Origin of the sequence: Planococcus sp. MSAK28401 (assembly GCF_018283455.1) — a bacterium.
Classification (GTDB): Bacteria; Bacillota; Bacilli; order Bacillales_A; family Planococcaceae; genus Planococcus; species Planococcus alpniumensis.
This window is the reverse complement of record NZ_JAAMTH010000001.1, coordinates 231366-249889: the sequence shown is the minus strand read 5'-3', so window position 1 is coordinate 249889 and position 18524 is coordinate 231366. Positions and strand designations below refer to the sequence as shown.

General features: G+C 51.9%; 22 protein-coding genes. 5 read left to right on the top strand and 17 right to left on the bottom strand.

All coding sequences use genetic code 11. The annotated features are described in order from the left end of the window. The first annotated feature begins 158 nt into the window (after positions 1-158). The 5 genes from pxpB to G3255_RS01355 are packed head-to-tail and all read left to right on the top strand — an operon-like array spanning position 159 to position 4613. On the top strand, positions 159-857 hold the full coding sequence (gene pxpB, locus G3255_RS01375; protein ID WP_211652949.1) for a 5-oxoprolinase subunit PxpB: 699 nt from the start codon (positions 159-161) through the stop codon (positions 855-857). Next, the gene (locus G3255_RS01370) at positions 841-1815 is read left to right on the top strand and encodes a 5-oxoprolinase subunit C family protein (RefSeq protein WP_211652948.1); all 975 of its coding nucleotides are present in this window, start codon (positions 841-843) and stop codon (positions 1813-1815) included. The genes pxpB and G3255_RS01370 overlap by 17 nt, the downstream gene beginning before the upstream one ends. 2 nt (positions 1816-1817) lie before the next feature. After that, positions 1818-2588 carry a LamB/YcsF family protein gene (locus G3255_RS01365; protein WP_211652947.1) on the top strand — a complete coding sequence of 257 codons (771 nt, stop codon included), beginning with the start codon at positions 1818-1820 and terminating at the stop codon, positions 2586-2588. A gap of 22 nt (positions 2589-2610) precedes the next feature. After that, positions 2611-3816, top strand: coding sequence for an NRAMP family divalent metal transporter (locus G3255_RS01360; RefSeq protein WP_211652946.1), 1206 nt, complete (start codon positions 2611-2613; stop codon positions 3814-3816). A gap of 14 nt (positions 3817-3830) precedes the next feature. After that, the gene (locus tag G3255_RS01355) at positions 3831-4613 is read left to right on the top strand and encodes a putative hydro-lyase (protein WP_211652945.1); all 783 of its coding nucleotides are present in this window, start codon (positions 3831-3833) and stop codon (positions 4611-4613) included. Positions 4614-4670: 57 nt separating this feature from the next. On the opposite strand, the gene G3255_RS01350 is transcribed toward G3255_RS01355, so the two are convergent. The 17 genes from G3255_RS01350 to fliM all read right to left on the bottom strand — a co-directional run bounded on the left by G3255_RS01350 (position 4671) and on the right by fliM (position 18519). Then, complete coding sequence (locus G3255_RS01350) at positions 4671-5300, bottom strand: NUDIX hydrolase (protein WP_211652944.1); 630 nt, start codon at positions 5298-5300, stop codon at positions 4671-4673. After that, positions 5290-5760 carry a GNAT family N-acetyltransferase gene (locus G3255_RS01345; RefSeq protein WP_211652943.1) on the bottom strand — a complete coding sequence of 157 codons (471 nt, stop codon included), beginning with the start codon at positions 5758-5760 and terminating at the stop codon, positions 5290-5292. The genes G3255_RS01350 and G3255_RS01345 overlap by 11 nt, the downstream gene beginning before the upstream one ends. Before the next feature lie 27 nt (positions 5761-5787). After that, on the bottom strand, positions 5788-6546 hold the full coding sequence (locus G3255_RS01340) for a hypothetical protein (RefSeq protein ID WP_211652942.1): 759 nt from the start codon (positions 6544-6546) through the stop codon (positions 5788-5790). A gap of 90 nt (positions 6547-6636) precedes the next feature. Continuing rightward, positions 6637-6987, bottom strand: a complete 351-nt coding sequence (locus tag G3255_RS01335) for a PilZ domain-containing protein (RefSeq protein WP_211652941.1) — start codon at positions 6985-6987, stop codon at positions 6637-6639. A gap of 27 nt (positions 6988-7014) precedes the next feature. Next, complete coding sequence (locus tag G3255_RS01330; RefSeq protein WP_211652940.1) at positions 7015-7449, bottom strand: YaaR family protein; 435 nt, start codon at positions 7447-7449, stop codon at positions 7015-7017. Positions 7450-7462: 13 nt separating this feature from the next. Then, positions 7463-7876 (bottom strand): DUF6115 domain-containing protein, encoded by a 414-nt coding sequence (locus G3255_RS01325; RefSeq protein WP_211652939.1) that lies wholly within the window; start codon positions 7874-7876, stop codon positions 7463-7465. A 21-nt stretch (positions 7877-7897) separates the two neighbouring features. Beyond that, complete coding sequence (locus G3255_RS01320; RefSeq protein WP_211652938.1) at positions 7898-8656, bottom strand: FliA/WhiG family RNA polymerase sigma factor; 759 nt, start codon at positions 8654-8656, stop codon at positions 7898-7900. A gap of 27 nt (positions 8657-8683) precedes the next feature. Next, complete coding sequence (locus G3255_RS01315) at positions 8684-9541, bottom strand: MinD/ParA family protein (protein WP_211652937.1); 858 nt, start codon at positions 9539-9541, stop codon at positions 8684-8686. Further along, positions 9534-10634 (bottom strand): flagellar biosynthesis GTPase FlhF, encoded by a 1101-nt coding sequence (flhF, locus tag G3255_RS01310; RefSeq protein WP_211652936.1) that lies wholly within the window; start codon positions 10632-10634, stop codon positions 9534-9536. The genes G3255_RS01315 and flhF overlap by 8 nt, the downstream gene beginning before the upstream one ends. After that, positions 10631-12670, bottom strand: coding sequence for a flagellar biosynthesis protein FlhA (flhA, locus tag G3255_RS01305; protein ID WP_211652935.1), 2040 nt, complete (start codon positions 12668-12670; stop codon positions 10631-10633). The genes flhF and flhA overlap by 4 nt, the downstream gene beginning before the upstream one ends. 391 nt (positions 12671-13061) lie before the next feature. After that, positions 13062-14153: a flagellar biosynthesis protein FlhB gene (gene flhB, locus G3255_RS01300; protein ID WP_211652934.1), complete on the bottom strand. Its 1092-nt coding sequence runs from the start codon at positions 14151-14153 to the stop codon at positions 13062-13064. Position 14154: 1 nt separating this feature from the next. Continuing rightward, a complete protein-coding gene (gene fliR, locus G3255_RS01295; protein ID WP_211652933.1) occupies positions 14155-14931 on the bottom strand; it encodes a flagellar biosynthetic protein FliR in 777 nt (258 codons plus the stop codon). 6 nt (positions 14932-14937) lie between these two features. Then, a complete protein-coding gene (gene fliQ, locus G3255_RS01290) occupies positions 14938-15207 on the bottom strand; it encodes a flagellar biosynthesis protein FliQ (RefSeq protein WP_058382069.1) in 270 nt (89 codons plus the stop codon). A 17-nt stretch (positions 15208-15224) separates the two neighbouring features. Continuing rightward, the gene (fliP, locus tag G3255_RS01285) at positions 15225-15908 is read right to left on the bottom strand and encodes a flagellar type III secretion system pore protein FliP (RefSeq protein ID WP_211652932.1); all 684 of its coding nucleotides are present in this window, start codon (positions 15906-15908) and stop codon (positions 15225-15227) included. Beyond that, positions 15905-16513 carry a flagellar biosynthetic protein FliO gene (locus G3255_RS01280; RefSeq protein ID WP_349291397.1) on the bottom strand — a complete coding sequence of 203 codons (609 nt, stop codon included), beginning with the start codon at positions 16511-16513 and terminating at the stop codon, positions 15905-15907. The genes fliP and G3255_RS01280 overlap by 4 nt, the downstream gene beginning before the upstream one ends. A 25-nt stretch (positions 16514-16538) precedes the next feature. Further along, positions 16539-17585: a flagellar motor switch protein FliN gene (gene fliN / locus G3255_RS01275; RefSeq protein WP_211652931.1), complete on the bottom strand. Its 1047-nt coding sequence runs from the start codon at positions 17583-17585 to the stop codon at positions 16539-16541. Next, positions 17575-18519 (bottom strand): flagellar motor switch protein FliM, encoded by a 945-nt coding sequence (gene fliM, locus G3255_RS01270; RefSeq protein ID WP_211652930.1) that lies wholly within the window; start codon positions 18517-18519, stop codon positions 17575-17577. The genes fliN and fliM overlap by 11 nt, the downstream gene beginning before the upstream one ends. Positions 18520-18524: the final 5 nt, after the last annotated feature.

The following is an 18524-nucleotide window of genomic DNA, read 5'->3' as shown; positions in this document are numbered from 1 at the left end:
CCTGTTCATTAGGTCAAATTATTGACCTATTTCGCTATTTTCGGTGATTCACCAGGAATCATACTCCCTAAATTCCAACTTTTCTCCACTTTTATTCACTAGTGAAAAGCATTATACTGTTAAAGTATTTAGAATAATCTGCAGATGAGGTGAATTTTTTGGAATTGACATTTTCCCCGCTCAGTGAACAGGCGCTGGTCATCGAAACCGGTGCCATCATCAATAAAGAGTCGGAACAAGCCGTGCGCAAACTGTCCTCACTTCTGGAAAAACGAGCGCCGGATTGGTTGATTGAATTCATCCCGGCGTTCACGACCGTGACCGTTTTTTACGACCCGTGCCAGCTCAGGCAAGCGGAAGTCGAACAGGAATTGCGCCTCCTGATCGCGCATTTAGATGAGGTCGAAGCCCCTACTCCGCGTCAAATCGAAATCCCCGTTTGCTATGGCGGCGATTTTGGCCCTGATCTCAGCTTTGTCGCAGAGCATAACGGCCTCACTGAAGAAGAAGTCATCAGAATCCATACGTCGGGTATCTACAGCGTGCACATGATTGGCTTTGCTCCAGGATTCCCGTTCATCGGCGGCATGTCCGAAGAAATTGCCGCCCCGCGCAGAAAGTCGCCGCGCTTGCGCATCCCGGAACGCACCGTCGGAATCGCTGGCATGCAAACCGGCGTTTACCCGATCGAAACGCCGGGCGGCTGGCAGTTGATCGGCCGCACGCCGCTGCGCCTGTTCGTTCCGGAACAGGACATTCCGAGCTTGTTGCGTGCAGGCGATGAAATCCGCTTCACACAAATCGATGAAGCCGAATACCGTGAACAGGAGGCGAAGTTAGATGCTGAGCATTCGTAAAAGTGGGCTGCAGACCGCGGTCCAGGACCTCGGCCGAACCGGTTTCCAGCGCTATGGCGTCATCGCAAGCGGCGTCATGGACCCGTTTGCCCACCGCATCGCCAATTTACTCGTGGGCAACGCGGAAACTTCCCCGACTTTGGAAATCGCCTTATCCGGGCCAGTCATCGAGTTCGAGGCCGACCATTTCATCGCCATTTGCGGAGGCGACCTGTCCCCTTCGCTCGACGGCGAGCCACTGGCCATGTGGCGCGGGCATTTCGTCCAAAAAGGAAGCGTCTTGTCGTTCGGCGAACCGAAACGCGGCGCACGCAGTTATTTGGCGGTGGCGGGCAGCTTTGACGTTCCGCTCGTCATGAACAGCTATTCCACGTATTTAAGGGCAGGCATCGGCGGCTTCCAGGGACGCGCGTTGAAAAATGGCGATAGCCTAAAGACGCTTCCTGTTTCGTCAGAACTCATGGAAGCCTTAAAAAACCAAAATGCCCAAACGCCTGATTGGCTCATCCCGCCTGCACGCTACCACGAGCAGCCGATCATTCGGATGATGCCAGGCCGGCAGTACGCGCTCTTTAATGAAGCGAGCCGCACGCGCATATTCGAGGAAACCTTCACCGTATCTGCCAATTCGGACCGCATGGGCTACCGCCTGGAAGGGCCTGAATTAGCGCTCGAAAAGCAGGAAGAATTGATTTCGGAAGCGGTCGCGTTCGGTTCTGTGCAAGTGCCGGCAGATGGCAATCCGATCGTTCTTTTAGCCGACCGCCAAACGACCGGCGGCTATCCCAAAATCGGCCAAGTCGCATCGGTCGACTTGCCGCTGATCAGCCGATTAAAACCCGGCGAATCGCTGAAGTTCCGCAACATATCCGCGGGTGATGCACAACAGCTTTATATCGAGCAAGAACAGCAGATTCGCCAATTGAAAATCGCCATCCAAATGAAACGGGAGGAATGAACATGAACCATCAAGTAGATTTGAACTGTGACATGGGCGAAAGCTTTGGCACATATACGCTCGGCAATGACCGGGTGATCCTCGATTACGTCACTTCCGCCAATATCGCTTGCGGCTTTCACGCAGGCGACCCGGCGACGATGCGTAAAACCGTCAAGCTCGCACTCGAGAAAAATGTCGGCATCGGTGCCCACCCTGGCCTTCAGGACCTTGCCGGCTTCGGGCGACGCCAGATGGCCGTAACGCCCCAGGAAGTATACGACCTTGTCGTCTACCAGATCGGAGCGCTCTACGGCTTCGTCAAAGCAGAAGGCGGGCGCTTGCAGCACGTCAAAGCGCATGGCGCTATGTACAATATGGCTGCAGGCGATGCCAAGCTGTCCGAAGCGATTGCAGAAGCAGTCTATAAAGTCGATCCGGAATTGGTGCTGTTCGGCTTGTCGGGCAGTGAAATTATCAAAGCCGGCGATCAGGTCGGCCTGCGCACAGCCAATGAAGTATTCTCCGACCGGACGTACCAGCCGGATGGAACACTCACGCCGCGCAGCCAAGCCAATGCGCTCATCACCGACCCGGACGCTGCAATCGAGCAAGTCATCCGCATGGTCAAAGAAAACAAAGTCATCAACACAGAAGGCACCGAAACTTCTTTGAAAGCAGAAACGATCTGCATCCATGGCGATGGCAAAACCGCGAAAGAATTCGCCATGTATATTTCCAGCTCCTTGAAAGAGGCGGGAATCGATATCCAACATATTCAAAAAATCGTTTAACACCGCCTAAGGGGGTACTTCCATGAACAATGTCAAAAAGATGAAAAACACCAATCGCAGCGTACTGCTTGGCGCTGCCTTCCTGATGGCGACTTCCGCTATCGGGCCGGGGTTCTTGACCCAAACGACCGTTTTCACTGAAACTTTGTTGGCTTCATTCGGTTTTGTCATCCTCATTTCCATCATCATCGATATCGGTGCGCAGACGAACATCTGGCGCATTATCGCTATTTCCGGCAAGCGCGCACAAGACATCGCCAATGATGTGCTGCCTGGCCTAGGCTACGTGCTGGCGTTTCTCGTCGTCATCGGCGGCCTCGCCTTCAATATCGGGAATATAGCCGGCGCAGGACTCGGTACGAATGTACTGTTCGGCATTTCCCCGGAACTCGGCGCCGGGCTCAGCGGTTTGCTTGCGGTCGGGATCTTCATGGTCAAAGAAGCGGGACGTGCCATGGACCGCTTCGCGCAAATTCTCGGATTCGTTATGATCGCATTGACTGTTTACGTCATGATCACGGCCCAGCCGCCCGTTGGTGAAGCCGTGGCGAAAACTTTCGCTCCTGACACAATCGACATTTTCGCCATCGTCACGCTGGTCGGCGGTACCGTCGGCGGCTATATCACTTTCGCCGGTGGGCACCGCTTGATTGACGCCGGCATGACCGGTAAAAGGCATTTACCGCAAGTAACACGCAGCTCCATCTACGCGATCGGTGTCGCTTCCATCATGCGCGTCATCTTGTTCCTCGCCGTACTCGGTGTTGTCTCACAAGGACTCGCACTCGACCCATCCAATCCGCCAGCTTCAGTGTTCCAGCTCGCTGCCGGCAATATCGGCTATAAAATCTTCGGCGTCGTCATGTGGGCAGCCGCTGTCACTTCGGTCGTCGGCGCTGCTTACACGTCCGTTTCATTCATCCGTTCGTTCAGCCCGGTACTCGAAAAATATCACCGCTACCTGACCATCGGCTTTATCGTCATCTCGACCATCGTCTTCATTTCCATTGGGCGCCCGGTCTTGATCCTCGTGCTTGTCGGCTCGCTGAACGGCTTGATCTTGCCGATCGCGCTCGGTGTCATGCTCATTGCTGCACACAAAAAGAAAATCGTCGGCGACTACAAACATCCGCTATGGATGACAATCTTCGGTGTCGTCATCGTTATCGCCATGTCCTGGATGGGCGGTTACACATTATTGAACGGCATCCCGCAATTATTCAAATAAGGAGTGATTGAATCATGCAATTCACATCTCCAGAAGAGCTGCGCAGCGCCATCCGAACAGGCGAATTCCAAGCACCGACTTCCGGCTTTGCCCCAGGATTCATCCAAACGAATCTGGCCATTTTGCCGAAAGACATGGCGTTCGAATTTCTGCTATTCTGCCAGCGCAACCCGAAATCCTGCCCTGTTATCGATGTCACAGAACCCGGTTCGTTCGTTCCGGCCCTGTCAGCACCGACTGCAGACTTGCGCACTGACATTCCCAAATACCGCGTCTACCGGGACGGCACACTGACAGAAGAGACAGCAGACATCCGGTCATTATGGACCGACGATATGGTCGCGTTCCTGCTTGGCTGCAGCTTTACATTCGAAGAAGCGCTGACGCAAAACGGCATCCCGATGCGCCATCAGCAACAAGGCTGCAACGTGCCGATGTACAAGACATCGATTCCCGCCGTCCCAGCCGGCCGCTTCCAAGGACCGACCGTCGTCAGCATGCGCCCGATCAAAGAACAAGACATCGTGCGCGCGGTCCAAGTGACGAGCCGCTTTCCGAACGTCCACGGCGCTCCCGTCCATATCGGAAATCCCGAATCGATCGGCATCCAAGACATCACAAAGCCCGATTTCGGCGACGCGGTGGAAATCAAGCCTGGCGAAGTGCCGGTCTTCTGGGCTTGCGGCGTAACGCCCCAAGCTGTTGCCATGGAAAGCAAACCTTCCTTGATGATCACCCATGCCCCGGGCCATATGTTCATCACTGACTTGAAATCTGAAGACTTCAGCGTGTTTTGACAAACTAAAAAAGCGCTTGTATGGAAAATTTCCATACAAGCGCTTTTTGGTTTCTGCTTAACTATCCATCAATTGCCGGCGGATGCGGATCGCCACTTGCTTCCAATACGACGGTTGATGCGGCACGAAATCGGACAAGCCGAGTTTTTGCTTCAATGGCTGTCTTCCTTCATGTGTTTCAATAAACCCACGCGCCTCGATGGCTTCCGTTTGCTTCATGCACAATTCGAAAAATGCCTGGAAATCGACGGCCGCCATCCCCGCTACTTCCTCTGCTTGCAGGCGGTAATCCGCCAGGTCGAGTTGCGTGCCTTCGTATAAATGAACGAAAGCTCGCTCACGGTCAGTAAATCCGGGCAGCGAAATCTCATCATGTACAACTCCGAGCGGCGTCAATTGCTCAAACGCAAGCGTCAAGCCAAGCTCTTCCTCAATTTCCCGCACGCCGTCTTTCATCGATTCATGCGCTGCGATATGGCCGGCTGCCGTTATGTCGAAAAGCCCTGGGAAATCCGCCTTATCCTGGCTTCTCAGCTGCAGGTGGAGTAGGGTGCGGCCCAATTCACGCGACACGATCCAGCAATGAAAGGTCTCGTGCCACAAACCTTGCCGATGGACTTCATCACGGGTTGCGACACCTGTCAACGCGCCATCCTGTGTGACGCAAGCAATTTTTTCAATAGCCATCGCGCAGCCTCCAGAACACCAATTCTTTCGACTGAGCGGTGCGTTCAAACCCCAGCTTTTCGAGCACGCGGATTGAAGCCGCATTGTCTTCATAGCATTCCGCCGTCACTTCCCGCACCTCCGGAAATGAAAAGGCCGAATCGATCAAGCCTTGCACGCCTTCTGTTGCATAGCCATTGCCTTGATAAGACTCTTTTACGCCATAGCCGATCTCCACTTTTCCGGCTTTATCCGGACGCCCTTTAAACCCCATATCGCCAACTGGCGCGCCGGATTTATCGAAAGCGATCCATGCGCCCCAGCCGTGAAGCCGCTGATCTTGTTTCAAATCATCCAAATGCAGGCTGATATGCGCGCCCATTTCGTAGCTGCCGTATAAATTACGGTACAGTTCTTCACTTATCGGGACCAGCTTCAGCCGCTCCGTTTGGATTTCTTTCGGTAATGAATTGGTGTTCATGCGCTTTGCCTCCTTGCCTTGCTTTGCTCAGTCCATGCTTTTGTAAAATGCGAGTGCTTCTTCTATTATATCGCGGTCATACCCTGACCGCTCATGAATGCGCTCCACCCATGCGTCAAAGGAAGGGGCAGGTTCTTCTTCGAACAAGCCCTTGCTCGTGCTGAGCTCGCTTTGCCAATCGCCGAATTCCCAATGCGCCACTTCGCCTTCGAACGGGACACGGACTTCGATAAGCGGTGTTTTGCCAAGTTGATGCTGAGAATATTCCGCTGCCTGCCAAAATGCTTCTTCGCCGACTGGATCCAGTGAATACTTCTGTACCGATAATTTGCCGCCCGGTCGTTGGTAGATAATCGTCATGCCATCAGGCTCAGCTGACAACTGCACGTCCGCTCCCGGAAAAAAGCCGGCGTGCGGGGAATCGGAGAAAGCTGGATCTTGTGAGTCCACTAAAATCGGCTGTATCCACTGGTCCCCTAAATCACATAGAAAACGCCTGCCTTTTTCATCGAGCGCCAATACCGCGGCATGTGCCCCTTCTGTGCTGAGTCCTGAACCGACCGCGTATGCCTCGATTCCCGCCTCGCGAAATTCCGCCATCAGCCAAAGCGCCAGGTCGAAGCAATTGCCGCCGAGCCCATGCGCCTCGCGATGCTCCCTCATTTGCTCGACGCTGCGCTGTTTTTTCAATCCAGCCCGTTCATAATTCCAAGCCTTCACTAAATTATCCATCGGCAGCCCGTCAAAGCGCCGCCATACATTCAGAAGATGTTCACCTGCTTGCATTGCCCAATCCCCTCTCCTCATCCACCTTCCATTACTTTCGATTCGAGACATCTATATTCCTGCATAAAAAAAGAAGGCCGGAGCCTTCCTTTAATCATTCAATACGCTTTTTCTTTTGCGGATTTGGTATGTATTCAATTGCTGGAATAATTTTGATACAGAACGCTGGCCGGCATTGAACTGCACAGCATACTCGAAATGATGTTCTTTAATCACTTTGCGGATAATTTTCCCTTCAAGTTGGAACGGCTCATCTAGCAATTCGAAGCTGCAGATTACCTGCTCATGCAGCGCGAAGTCAATATAGGCTTCAAAAACAAGCCCACCGGCACTCAGGCTGGAAATGTCTACAAGAACTTCTTCTTTTTCGGAAAGACCTACCTTCCCAGTGATTGCGCGGACGAAAGACACCCGAAAAAATTCCCTGCGGTTATCACTCACATTGTTTCTCCCTTTCCCCCAGGCCTGTTACATATACAGATTGAGCAGCAAGCCTTTTATTTCCCCTACTGTTTCCAGTATGCCAATATATTCCACTTCATTATCCAGTAATTGATCCTGAAGTGCAATCACTTTTTCGTCGATGACCTTTACGATTTGTTGAGGCGGCGCCCCTTCTCCGAAACTGGAGCCTGCTTGGTCGCTCAGCTGGATTCCATGACGAAGCGATTCTCCAAGAAATTGCTTGATGGATTGTTTATACGCAACCAAATTCTCCAAGGTCCGATGTTCCGCGAGCCGTTTTCCGCGCTGTTCGACATTTGCCAATAGCGGTGTGAGTGCATCCCGCCTCAGCTCTGTCCGCGACTGTTTCATGACCCCGGCAAATGCCCCGCCTTGCGGTTTAGCAGTCGCTGTATTGGGTTGTTCTGAAGGCCTTGGCCTTGCTGCATCAATGCGCATCTCCATGTCCCACCTATCGAATCTGTCTTTTCTTCTCTAATTGGACGGCGACTTCCGCTTCGCCAATCGGCAATTCCAGCAGCTTGGCGATATGGGCAGCCGAAAAACCTTGCTTTGTGAGCTGCCTCACTTTCTCGCGACGGCTTGTTTCCACTGGAGGCTGATCGGCTGAGAAATCTGCGCTTTTCGGCTCTTCCACTGGATGATCCCTTTTTTCCCACTGTGCCATTTTCGCTTCTGTCTGCTCCAGCCGGTCCATCAATTTATCGTATAAGGCATCATTTTCCTGTTCAACGGCTGTGATGAATTCCGCCATGGCCGCTTCGAGCCGTTCGGATTCCTGTTCAACCATCAGCTTTCTCGACATCATCAGTTTGACGTTCAACAATAACAATAAAGTGCTGACCACTATCAACAGTCCTACCATCTGCTCCCTGCTTTCCTTCGATTAATAATGTTCGTGGACTGATAAAACCGCTGCGTGCAGCCGGAGCATCGCTTTCGAATGCAATTGCGACACCCTCGAAACGCTAAGGCCGAGAATTTCCGCGATTTCGGTTAGCTTCATTTCCTCGAAATAGCATAAGGAAACCGTCAATTTCTCTTTTTCCGGCAAAGCCGCCACCGCCTTCGCTAATGCTTCTTTCGTCAGGCGGGCGGAAAGTTCGCGTTCCGGTGAACCGATACTGGCGCGCGGCATGCGCTCTTCCAAGTTCGCCTGTTCATCATCCATCGACAGCATTGCCGATAAGGCAGCTTCCGAGACGGCGCGGTTCAACTCAGCTGGGGTCATCCCCAAGTATTCGCTCACTTCCTGGTCACTGGCACTCTCGCCTTTTTGCTGTTCCAGTTCAGCGTACGCTTTTTCGATTTTCTTCACTTTGTCCCGCAACGAACGCGGCAGCCAGTCGCTTTTCCGGAGGCCGTCGATGATTGCCCCCTTGATTCGCCAGGCGGCGTAGGTTTCGAATTTCCAGTCTTTCTCCGGCTTGAATTTATCGAGTGCGTCCAGCAAGCCTTCATAGGCGTAGCTTCGGACTTCATCTTTATCGACGGTTTTCGGCAGGCTGATAAGAAAGCGTTGAATCACATAATCCACCAAAGGCAAATACTTCGCGACTAAATAATCGCCGGCATCCTGGTCCCTGTGCTGCTGCCAGTTTCCCCATTGCGCTAGTTCTGCATTCGACAATTTCTGATTTACCAAGCTGTCCACCCCACTTCCGCTATGCCTTTATTTGAAGAATAATTTCATGACGAATCCACGAAGCCCGATCTTGAACGGCGACGGCAACTCCAGATACCCTGCTGCGAGCGTGCGCATCGCTTTGCTCGCCGAACTGTTCGGGTGCGCCAACAAGAACGGCTCCTGCTTTTTGACCGATTGCGGCACATGGAGATCCGACGGCAAAATGCCGAGCGTCCGGATGTCTTTATCCAGGAAGCGCTGTGCGACTTCCGCAAAGTTTTCGGCTGTCTGCCGCCCTTCTTTGCCGTCGGTGCATTGATTGACGACGAGTCGGATGGCTAGGTCCGAGTCTTTGGCGTGCATCATCTTGACGACTGAATAGGCATCGGTGACCGATGTCGGTTCAGGCGTCGTGACCAACAGCACTTCATCTGCGGCGAGCAGAAAACGCATATTGTTCTCCGACAATCCTGCTCCCGTATCAAGCAGCACAAAATCCACTTTTCCTTGCAGGCTGCCGAGCTGTTCCATAAAACGTTTCAGCTTTTCGGCATCGAGTTCAAACAAACCCGAAAACCCTTGCCCTCCGGCAATCAATTGCAAATCGAGTGGGCCGTGCTCAATCACGTCTTCGATCGCCAATTGCTTGTCGAGCATGCCCGCGATCGTTTCGCGCGGCGCATGGCCGAACAAGATATCGATATTGGCAAATCCCAAATCGACGTCGATGATCAGCACCGACTTCCCTTGTTCAATCAACGCAAGCGCAAAGTTCAACGTGAAATTCGATTTGCCGACGCCGCCTTTTCCGCTTGTCACGGCCAGTACACGCGTATTGCGTATACTTGGCTTGGTTTTTTTACGGGACATCTTTTCTCTTAACTGAACAGCCTGGTCACGCATGGCGCTCTTCCCCTGCAATATAATCGGCGATACGCCCAGGCGTTGCCGCAACCAAATCATCCGGCACATTTTGGCCGGTCGCGATGCGGCGAAGCGGAATCCGGTAGCGGTGCAATAAATTGAGGATGACCCCGGCAGAAGCGGTTTCATCTTTTTTCGTCAGCAACAGCTCATCGATCGACAACGCTTCGAAGTTGCCGATGATCTGGACCATGTCTTCGTATTTCGCCGTCATGCTCAATACCAAAGTCGTATGGATATGCTGCGTTTCCGGCAGCAACTTCTGTAAATCTTGAATGTATTCGGCCTGCTGGTAATTGCGCCCTGCCGTATCGATCAAAATGACGTCGCAGGCTTTCAAGGCATCCAGTGCCCCGGCCAATTGTTCACGCGATTCGACTACCTCGACCGGCACATCCAGGATTTCGCCGTAAGTTTTCAATTGCGCCACGGCTGCAATACGATACGTATCGGCGGTGATTAAACCGACGGTGCGTTTATGTTCCAGCAATTGCTCAGCTGCCACTTTTGCGATCGTCGTCGTTTTGCCGACGCCCGTCGGACCGATAAAGCAGGCGATCGACGGCGAGTCATTCTTGACGGCCTGTTGATGCTGCTCAATAAAGCGGACGAGCTCCGCATGAAACGCCTCCTGCACCGGCTCTTCGTTTTCTGATGCCTGCAGCAATTTAGAGAGAAGCTCTGTCTGCACTGCTTTTTCGACACCTTGTTTTTCCAGCAAGCTTCGCAGTGGCCGCAATGATTCGGGCAACCGGTCTTCCGGCCCTTCATGCATCATAAGCCGCTTCAAACTTTGCAGTTCGTCCATCAGCGCATCGTTTTCCTGGCTCTTTTTAACTGGCGCTTCAGCAGGCATCGCTTGCGCTTTGACTGGCGAAATGGATTTTGGCGCCGGTTCTTCCATGGTTTCAACCGCCGCGGTCACTTCGAGGCAGTCTTTTCGGAACAAGCCGAACAAGCCGCCGGTTTTCACTTTTTTCGTATTGAGGATGAGGGCATCATCGCCCAAATCTCTTTTGATGAGCACCATGGCTTCAGGCATTGTAGTAACTCGGTAGGTTTTTAATCTCATGGGATATTCACGACTCCAACACTTTGGATTTCAATTTCAGGCTCCAATTCGTTATAGGACAACACCGGCAGATCCGGCGCGAAGCGTTCCACGAACTGGCGCATATAGATGCGGATAGCAGGCGAAGTGAGCAGGATCGGCTGGACGCCGTTTTGCTGCAGCTGCCCTGCCTGCTCGGTAATCTTCTGGAAAATCGTCTGGGACGATTCCGGGTCGATCGATAGATAATTGCCTTGTTCGGTGCGGTGGACCGAATCGGCGAATTTCTTCTCTAAGCTTGCTCCTGCCGTGATGACTTTCAGTGCTTCATTGTCCGGCGCATACTGGCGGGTGATTTGTCTGGCGAGTGCCTGGCGCACGTATTCCGTCAGCAAATCGACATCTTTCGTCTGCGGCGCGTAATCGGCCAAGGTTTCCAGGACGACCAGCAAATTGCGGATCGACACTTTTTCCTTCAATAATTTCATGAGCACTTTTTGCACTTCCCCGATGCTCATCAAATTGGGAATCAATTCTTCGACGACGGCTGGAGAAGAGTCACGTATATTTTCGATCAGTGATTTCACTTCTTGGCGGCCGACGAGTTCATGTGCATGGCGTTTGATAATTTCCGTTAAATGCGTCGAAACGACGGATGGTGGATCGACGATGGCGTAGCCCGCCATCTCTGCTTCTTCTTTCATATCTTCATCGACCCATAACGCCGGCATGCCAAATGCAGGTTCGACCGTTTCGATGCCATAGACGTTTTCATCATCGACCCCTGGGCTCATCGCAAGATAATGGTCGAGCATGATGTCGCCGCGTGCGACCCGATTGCCTTTGATCTTGATGACGTACTCATTGGGCTGCAATTGGATATTGTCGCGGATCCGGATGACCGGAACCACAATGCCGAGTTCCATCGCGCATTGGCGGCGGATCATGATGACGCGGTCCAATAGATCCCCGCCTTGGTTTTTATCAGCGATTGGAATCAAGCCGTAGCCGAACTCGAATTCGATCGCATCGACATGAAGAAGGTCCGTGACGCTTTCCGGGCTTTTCAGATTGGCCGCTTCTTTTTCGCCCGGGTCGCTGTCTTTTTCAACCGCTTCCTCGGCGTTGAGCGTTTTTTGCATCCTAAAGGCACTAAAGGCAATGACGCCAGCGACTGGCATAATCAACAGCGGACTGATGGGTGTAAAAACTGCGAGCATCATCAGCGTTCCAGCGACGACGTACAGCATTTTCGGGAAAGCGAACAATTGACGGGTAATATCGGATCCGAGGTTGCCATCCGACACGGCGCGGGTGACGACAATCCCCATTGCCGTCGAAATCAACAGCGCCGGAATTTGGCTGACCAGTCCATCGCCGATCGATAGCAAAGTGAACAATTGCGCCGCTTCACCGATCGGCAAGCCATGGACGACGACGCCGATCATCAAACCGCCGATGATATTGATGATGGTGATGATGATGCCGGCGATCGCATCGCCTTTAACGAATTTACTGGCACCGTCCATCGCGCCGTAGAAATCGGCTTCCTGGCCGACTTTTTCACGGCGCGTTTTCGCTTCGCGGTCAGAAATCATCCCTGCTCCAAGATCGGCATCGATGCTCATCTGTTTACCGGGCATCGAATCGAGCGTGAAACGGGCCGCAACTTCTGCTACCCGCTCCGAACCTTTGGTGATGACGAGGAATTGGATAATGACCAAAATCAAGAACACCAAGATCCCGATGATGGCACTGCCCCCGACCACGAACGAGCCGAATGTTTCGATGACTTGCCCGCCGGTTTGATTGGTCAAGATCGAGCGCGTCGTCGAGACGTTCAAGCCAAGACGGAACAAAGTCGTCAGCAGGAGGAGCGTCGGAAAGATTGAGAACTGCAACGGTTCTTGCGTGTTCATCGCCACCAGGATGATGGTCAGCGCCAAGCTGATATTGATCATGATTAAAATATCCAATAACAGCGGTGGCAGCGGGATAACCATCATGATGACAATCATGATCACCGATACCAATATCGCATAATCTCTGAATTTCAAACTGCTTCCTCCTCTTTCTTGTTGCGGTTTGCTATGTATGTTGAAGTTAATTCCGGATATTCCTGGGAAAGCGTGTTTTCCGAAGCTTACCGCTCGCTTTCCGTGGGCTCGCGCCCAAGCCTCCTCGCTCACTACGTTCACTGTGGGGTCTCGGTCGTCTCGCTAGTCCACAGGAAAGATAAAGTCGAACTACGTGAGACCTTATCTTTGCGAAGTAATGCGCAGCATTATTGAGCAGAAGGTTTTACGAGCGGACGCTTCTCCAAACACTTAGATATTTCACTGATAGTTGGCGAATTGAAAAGTTCTACTTCTTAAAACTCTATAGCGTATAAATTTATTCAATACTCCTGATCCGTTCTTACTTCATTCAGTTCAGTATATCTATACATTACGAAAGCTTCCCTTTCAAAGCGTAGATATAAGCCAGGACTTCGGCGACGGCTAGGAATAATTCTTCCGGCACGGAATCGCCGATTGATACTTGCGCGTAGAGCGAGCGGGCGAGCGGCTTGTTTTCCATTGTCACGATGCCGAGCTCTTTCGCTTTTTCTTTGATCTTAAGCGCCGTGAAATCTTTTCCCATTGCAATGACTTTCGGCGCTTCCATCGTTTCGGCGTCGTATTGGATCGCGATCGCGTAATGCGTCGGGTTGGTGATGACGACGTCAGCGTTCGGCAAATCCTGAATCATTCGGTTCATGCTCATTTGGCGTTGCTTTTCCTTGATCTTTTGTTTGATCAACGGATCGCCTTCCGCCTTTTTGTATTCGTCTTTAATATCTTGCTTGGACATCCGGATGCCCTTTTCGAACTCGTATTTCTGATACATGTAGTCGAGCGTTGATAAAGACAGCAAAATCAGTGCCGCGACCATGCCCATCTGGAGGACGAGGCCGCCGACAAGGCTCAGGGAGTCGCGCAGGCTTTGCCGCGACAGCGAGAAAATCTCTTCCTGCCCGAACCACAAGACGCCAAAAGCTGCGCCCCCGACAATCGCAATCTTCATCAAAGATTTGGCCAGTTCCACAAGCGCGCGAACCGAGAAAATCCTTTTCGCGCCTTTGATCGGATCGAGCCGCTCAAGCTTCGCTTTTAACGGTTCTGCCGTAAAAAGCGGCCCCACTTGCATATAATTTCCGAGAAATCCAAAGACCACCCCAACCAGCATGATCGGCACAATGACCAAGAACGCATCCATGGCCAATTGTTCGAACATGAGCCGGATCGTGTCTGGCGTGATGTCCCAACTGATGTATTGGATGTAATTGATGCGGTAAATGGCTAGCAATTGGTCAAGCATCCATTCCCCGAGAAAACTCAGGACGAGGATGCCGCCGAGCATGATGAGTGCGGCCGCGACTTCCTGGCTTTTGGCGACTTGGCCTTTTTTGCGTGATTCCTGGCGCTTTTGAGGCGTTGCCTTTTCGGTCTTTTCGCCGGCAAAAAACTGCAGGTCCAGGTTCAATGGATAGCGTTTCATCCTATCCGCCTCCCAATAAGCTGATTAATTCGCCCATGCTGACCATCATTTTTTCAAAGAGGACCTGCAACAAATAAAAGAACACGGTCATCGTCAAAAGCAACAATACAAAGCCGACGAAGATTTTCAGCGGCAAGCCGACTGCAAAGATATTCAATTGCGGCACGGCTTTCGTCAGGATTCCAAGTGCCACATCGATCAAAAACAACGACGCGACGATCGGCAAGGAAATCTGGAAGGCGATAATGAACATCTCTATAAACAGATCAGTCATAAAACGCGCGATGGATTCCGCGCCGACCGACAAGAACTCTTCCGCCGGCAGGACGCGCAAGCTCTGCATCACGCCGTCAAGCATCATATGATGGCCGTTGACAGTCAATAGGAACAACAGCGCGAGCGTATATTTAAACTGCCCGATGATCGGCACTTGGGCGCCCGTCTGCGGATCCAAGACATTGGCGATGGCAAAGCCCATCTGGAAATCGATGAACGCTCCGGCGATTTGCACCGCATAAAGCAACAGCGCAGCCGTAAAGCCAAGCGCCAAACCGACCGCCAATTCCTTGAAGATCAACAACGTGTAGCTGCCATCGAGCACCACTGCGGTTTCCGGAGCCCACGCAGTGGTCGCCGTCAGCGCGAGAAAAGCGGCGATGCCGATTTTGAATTGATTGGGCACGCCCCTCATCGCAAACAGCGGCGCAATCAGGAAAAAAGCGGTAAGGCGGATGAGCACGAGCAAGAAGAACGGCAGCAGATTAAGAACATCATTCATCGGCGCTTATCCGATAAACCGTGGAAGCTGCTCGAACAAATCGCGCGTATAATCCAGGAGCATCGTCAGCATCCAGGGGCCGAAAATGACCAGCGACAGGAATACCGCCAGTATTTTCGGGATGAATGCCAGAGTTTGCTCCTGGATTTGGGTCATGGCCTGGAATACACTGACCAATAGCCCCACTCCCAGTGCGATGAGCAATAGCGGAGCTGATATGAGAATGATGAGGTAAATGGATTGTTCTGCTAGTTTGATGACCATATCCGGCGTCAAATAAATTCTTCCTCTCGCTAAAAGCTGACAAGCAGCGATTCGATGATTAAGTACCATCCATCCACCAGGACGAACAATAAGATTTTAAAAGGCAGTGAGATCATGACCGGCGGCAGCATCATCATCCCCATCGCCATCAAGGTCGATGCGACGACCATATCAATGATCAAAAACGGGATGAAAATGACGAAGCCGATCTGGAAAGCGGTCTTTAATTCGCTAAGTGCGAATGCCGGGACCAGCGAAGTCAATGGAATGCCTTCGATGCCGTCCGGCTTTTCAAGTTCGGCGTATTTGAAAAACAACGCCAAGTCTTTTTCGCGCGTATGCTGTGCCATGAATTCCTTGATTGGCAACATAGCGGCATCGAGCGCTTCTTCCTGGTTCAGTTCTTCGTCCAAATACGGCTGGAGCGCGGTATCGTTCATTTCCGTTGCAACCGGCGCCATGATGAAAAAGGTTAAAAATAATGCCAATCCGACCAGTACTTGGTTCGGGGGCATCGATTGCGTCCCGAGCCCTGTCCGCACGAAGCTCAAGACGATGATGATGCGCGTGAAACTCGTCATCATGATGAGAATGCCTGGTGCGAGCGACAACACCGTCAGCATTAATAATAATTGCAAAGTCGTCGAAACATCTCCGGGATCGGTATTATCGAGCGAGATTCCGGGAATGGCCAATAATAATTCTGGGATCATCGCTGGTCCTCCCCGTCATCTGTGCGCTTTTCACCGAAAGACAAGCGCCGTTCTTTTTGTTTGTCCAAACTGCGGGCGAAGTATTGCTCGAAATTCGTGAACGGCGCTTTCGCTTTGCCGCTATTTCCAAACAACGCGGATGTAGCTGGACGCTGTTGTTCCAAATCTTGTTCCAAAGCGGCAATCTCGTCTTCTCCCGAAAACTCCTTGATGAGTGTCACTTCGTTGCCCACGCCAATCAAGTAAAATTGGCCGCCGACTTTGACCAGCTGCAGCGATTTGTTCTGGCCGAGCGGCGAGCCGCCCATCAGCTGGACCGCACGCTGCGACTGCACGCCTTTTTGGCGCATGGCCAAAAATTTGATGAGCCCGTAAATCAATCCGGCGATCAGCAAGGTATAGAAAATCAATTGCCCGATGAGCCCAGCGAAACTTTTCTCTTCGATCTCCGGCACCGCTTCCGCTTCTGCCGGTTCCGTTTCGCTTGCCGGGTCTTCTTTCAGCCAATCGGCTACATTTCCCGTATCCGCAGACGCCATTGCCGGTGCAGCAAACCAAAGGGCAGCGAGCGCTATGAGTAGTAAGATCCATTGTCTGTAATTCACACTTGCCGTACTCCTTTGCCTTGCATCAACGCAATTTGGAAATGCGCTCTGCCGTACTTAAAATATCTGTTACCCGCACGCCGAAGTTTTCGTCGATGACGACCACTTCTCCGACTGCGATCAGTTTGTTGTTGATGAGAATGTCCACCGGCTCTCCCGCCAGTTTGTCGAGTTCGACGATCGATCCTTGCGACATCTCGAGGATTTCCTTGACCATCCGTTTTGTCCGGCCAAGTTCCACCGTCACTTGCAGCGGAATGTCCAAGAGCATGTCAAGGTTGTTCGGCGCCGATTGTTCAGCGGCGATTTCATCAAAGCTCGAGAATTGGACGGACTGGACGTTCGGCCCGTTAGCATCCGCCGGCTGTGAAGTTTTTTCTGGTTGTTGATGTTCGTTTGATGACATATCCTGTATCTCCTTCGCTTCTTCCGCATGCTCGCAGCCTGCCAGCTCTTCGGCCAACTCTCGGCACGGGCCAGCCGGCAAATACATGCGGAACGCTACATTTTGGCGGTCGCCGACAGTCAGCGTAAACAGCGCTTCAGCAAACCATTGCTCTTTCGTGAAATGAGTGAACGGAAATTTCTGTCCCGCCTCCAGAATGTCCATGCCCGATAAGGAATAACCGACTTCTTGGCCGCTCACCATCGACAAAGCGGTCGCCGATGACCCGAACAGGCGCACGAGCATATCCTGGACTGCCGCGAAAAGCTTGTCGCTGTCTGTTTCACCTGACAACTCCGATGCCATCGCATCCGCCTCTGCTTGGTCGAGCGTGACGATTTGCGGCATTTTCAACAAGCCGCTGTATTCGCCGAGCGCGACATAAACCGGCGTCTCGGCTTCAGCAAACAGCTCATCCTTGCTCTTTACGCTCCAAACCGGCCCTTTGATAGCTGCCGTTTCCGGAAACAGCGGGTCGCGCAGTGCAGCGGTGCCGCCGAACGCTGTGCAGAACAATTCTTTCAATACGCCCAGTTCATGGCTGCCTAAAGCTTCCTGCGGGACGGTGCTGTCCGCCTTATTCAACAACCCTTTCATCTCTTCAGGCGATAGGCGCTCATCCTTCATCGCAAACTTCCCCTTCCCCGCACAAGCCGGTAATTTGTACCGCCAGGCGGCCTTTAGAAATTCCTGGTTGTGCGAGGAATTTCTGTTTCTGGTCAATATACAGTTTTACCGGAGCATCAATTGATTCATCCAAGCGAAGAATATCGCCTTTTTTCAGGTCTAGAAAATCCTTGATATCGATTGCCACTTCGCCCAGCACTGCCGCTACGTCCATCTTCGTTGCGTGAAGGCGTCTTTCAAGCACTTCCACTTCTTGATGCTCTACAGCTTTTTTCTGGCTTGCCAGCCAATGGCGTGCAGATAATTTCGGCAAGACCTGTTCTAGCACCAAATGCGGAAGACATAACTGAATCTCGCCTTCAGTTTCGCCAATCTTCGCCTGCAATTTAACGATGATGACCGTTTCATTCGGCGAAGCCATCGGCAAAAATTGTGGATTTACTTCAACTTCCTTCAATTCTGGCGATAAATCAATGACCGATGTCCATGCTTCCTGAAAGCAACTTAGAGACTGTGCAAAGATCCGGTTGATGACACTGATTTCAATCTCAGTCAAATCACTCGGCCTTTGCACGATATTTCCTTGCCCGCCGAGTAAGCGGTCGAACATGACGTATGCCACTTCCGGCGAGAATTTCATCACCATGCTGCCATTAAGCGGAGGGGCTTCAAATACGCCGAGAATCGATTTCTTCTCAATATTCTCTAGAAAATCTGTATAGGATACTTGCTCTACCTTTTCAGCAGTAATCTGTACATAGGTGCGCAATTGTGTCGAAAAATAGGAAGTCAAGAGACGCGCAAAGTTCTCATGGATGCGGGATAGCGTCCGAATCTGATCTTGTGAAAACCGCAAGGCCTTCTTGAAATCATAGGTATGAATTTTCTTGCTGTTCAAGGCTTCTGTGTTGGTGCCTGAAAAATTTGTTTCCATACTGA

What these genes read in the sequence shown, in the direction of transcription:
- G3255_RS01370 (WP_211652948.1), top strand. Translation starts at nt 841, where the DNA reads ATGCTGAGCATTCGTAAAAGTGGGCTGCAGACCGCGGTCCAGGACCTC.
- G3255_RS01365 (WP_211652947.1), top strand. Translation starts at nt 1,818, where the DNA reads ATGAACCATCAAGTAGATTTGAACTGTGACATGGGCGAAAGCTTTGGC.
- G3255_RS01360 (WP_211652946.1), top strand. Translation starts at nt 2,611, where the DNA reads ATGAACAATGTCAAAAAGATGAAAAACACCAATCGCAGCGTACTGCTT.
- G3255_RS01355 (WP_211652945.1), top strand. Translation starts at nt 3,831, where the DNA reads ATGCAATTCACATCTCCAGAAGAGCTGCGCAGCGCCATCCGAACAGGC.
- G3255_RS01350 (WP_211652944.1), bottom strand. Translation starts at nt 5,300, where the DNA reads ATGGCTATTGAAAAAATTGCTTGCGTCACACAGGATGGCGCGTTGACA.
- G3255_RS01345 (WP_211652943.1), bottom strand. Translation starts at nt 5,760, where the DNA reads ATGAACACCAATTCATTACCGAAAGAAATCCAAACGGAGCGGCTGAAG.
- G3255_RS01340 (WP_211652942.1), bottom strand. Translation starts at nt 6,546, where the DNA reads ATGCAAGCAGGTGAACATCTTCTGAATGTATGGCGGCGCTTTGACGGG.
- G3255_RS01330 (WP_211652940.1), bottom strand. Translation starts at nt 7,449, where the DNA reads ATGCGCATTGATGCAGCAAGGCCAAGGCCTTCAGAACAACCCAATACA.
- G3255_RS01325 (WP_211652939.1), bottom strand. Translation starts at nt 7,876, where the DNA reads ATGGTAGGACTGTTGATAGTGGTCAGCACTTTATTGTTATTGTTGAAC.
- G3255_RS01315 (WP_211652937.1), bottom strand. Translation starts at nt 9,541, where the DNA reads ATGCGTGACCAGGCTGTTCAGTTAAGAGAAAAGATGTCCCGTAAAAAA.
- flhF (WP_211652936.1), bottom strand. Translation starts at nt 10,634, where the DNA reads ATGAGATTAAAAACCTACCGAGTTACTACAATGCCTGAAGCCATGGTG.
- flhB (WP_211652934.1), bottom strand. Translation starts at nt 14,153, where the DNA reads ATGAAACGCTATCCATTGAACCTGGACCTGCAGTTTTTTGCCGGCGAA.
- fliR (WP_211652933.1), bottom strand. Translation starts at nt 14,931, where the DNA reads ATGAATGATGTTCTTAATCTGCTGCCGTTCTTCTTGCTCGTGCTCATC.
- fliP (WP_211652932.1), bottom strand. Translation starts at nt 15,908, where the DNA reads ATGATCCCAGAATTATTATTGGCCATTCCCGGAATCTCGCTCGATAAT.
- fliN (WP_211652931.1), bottom strand. Translation starts at nt 17,585, where the DNA reads ATGAAGGATGAGCGCCTATCGCCTGAAGAGATGAAAGGGTTGTTGAAT.
- fliM (WP_211652930.1), bottom strand. Translation starts at nt 18,519, where the DNA reads ATGGAAACAAATTTTTCAGGCACCAACACAGAAGCCTTGAACAGCAAG.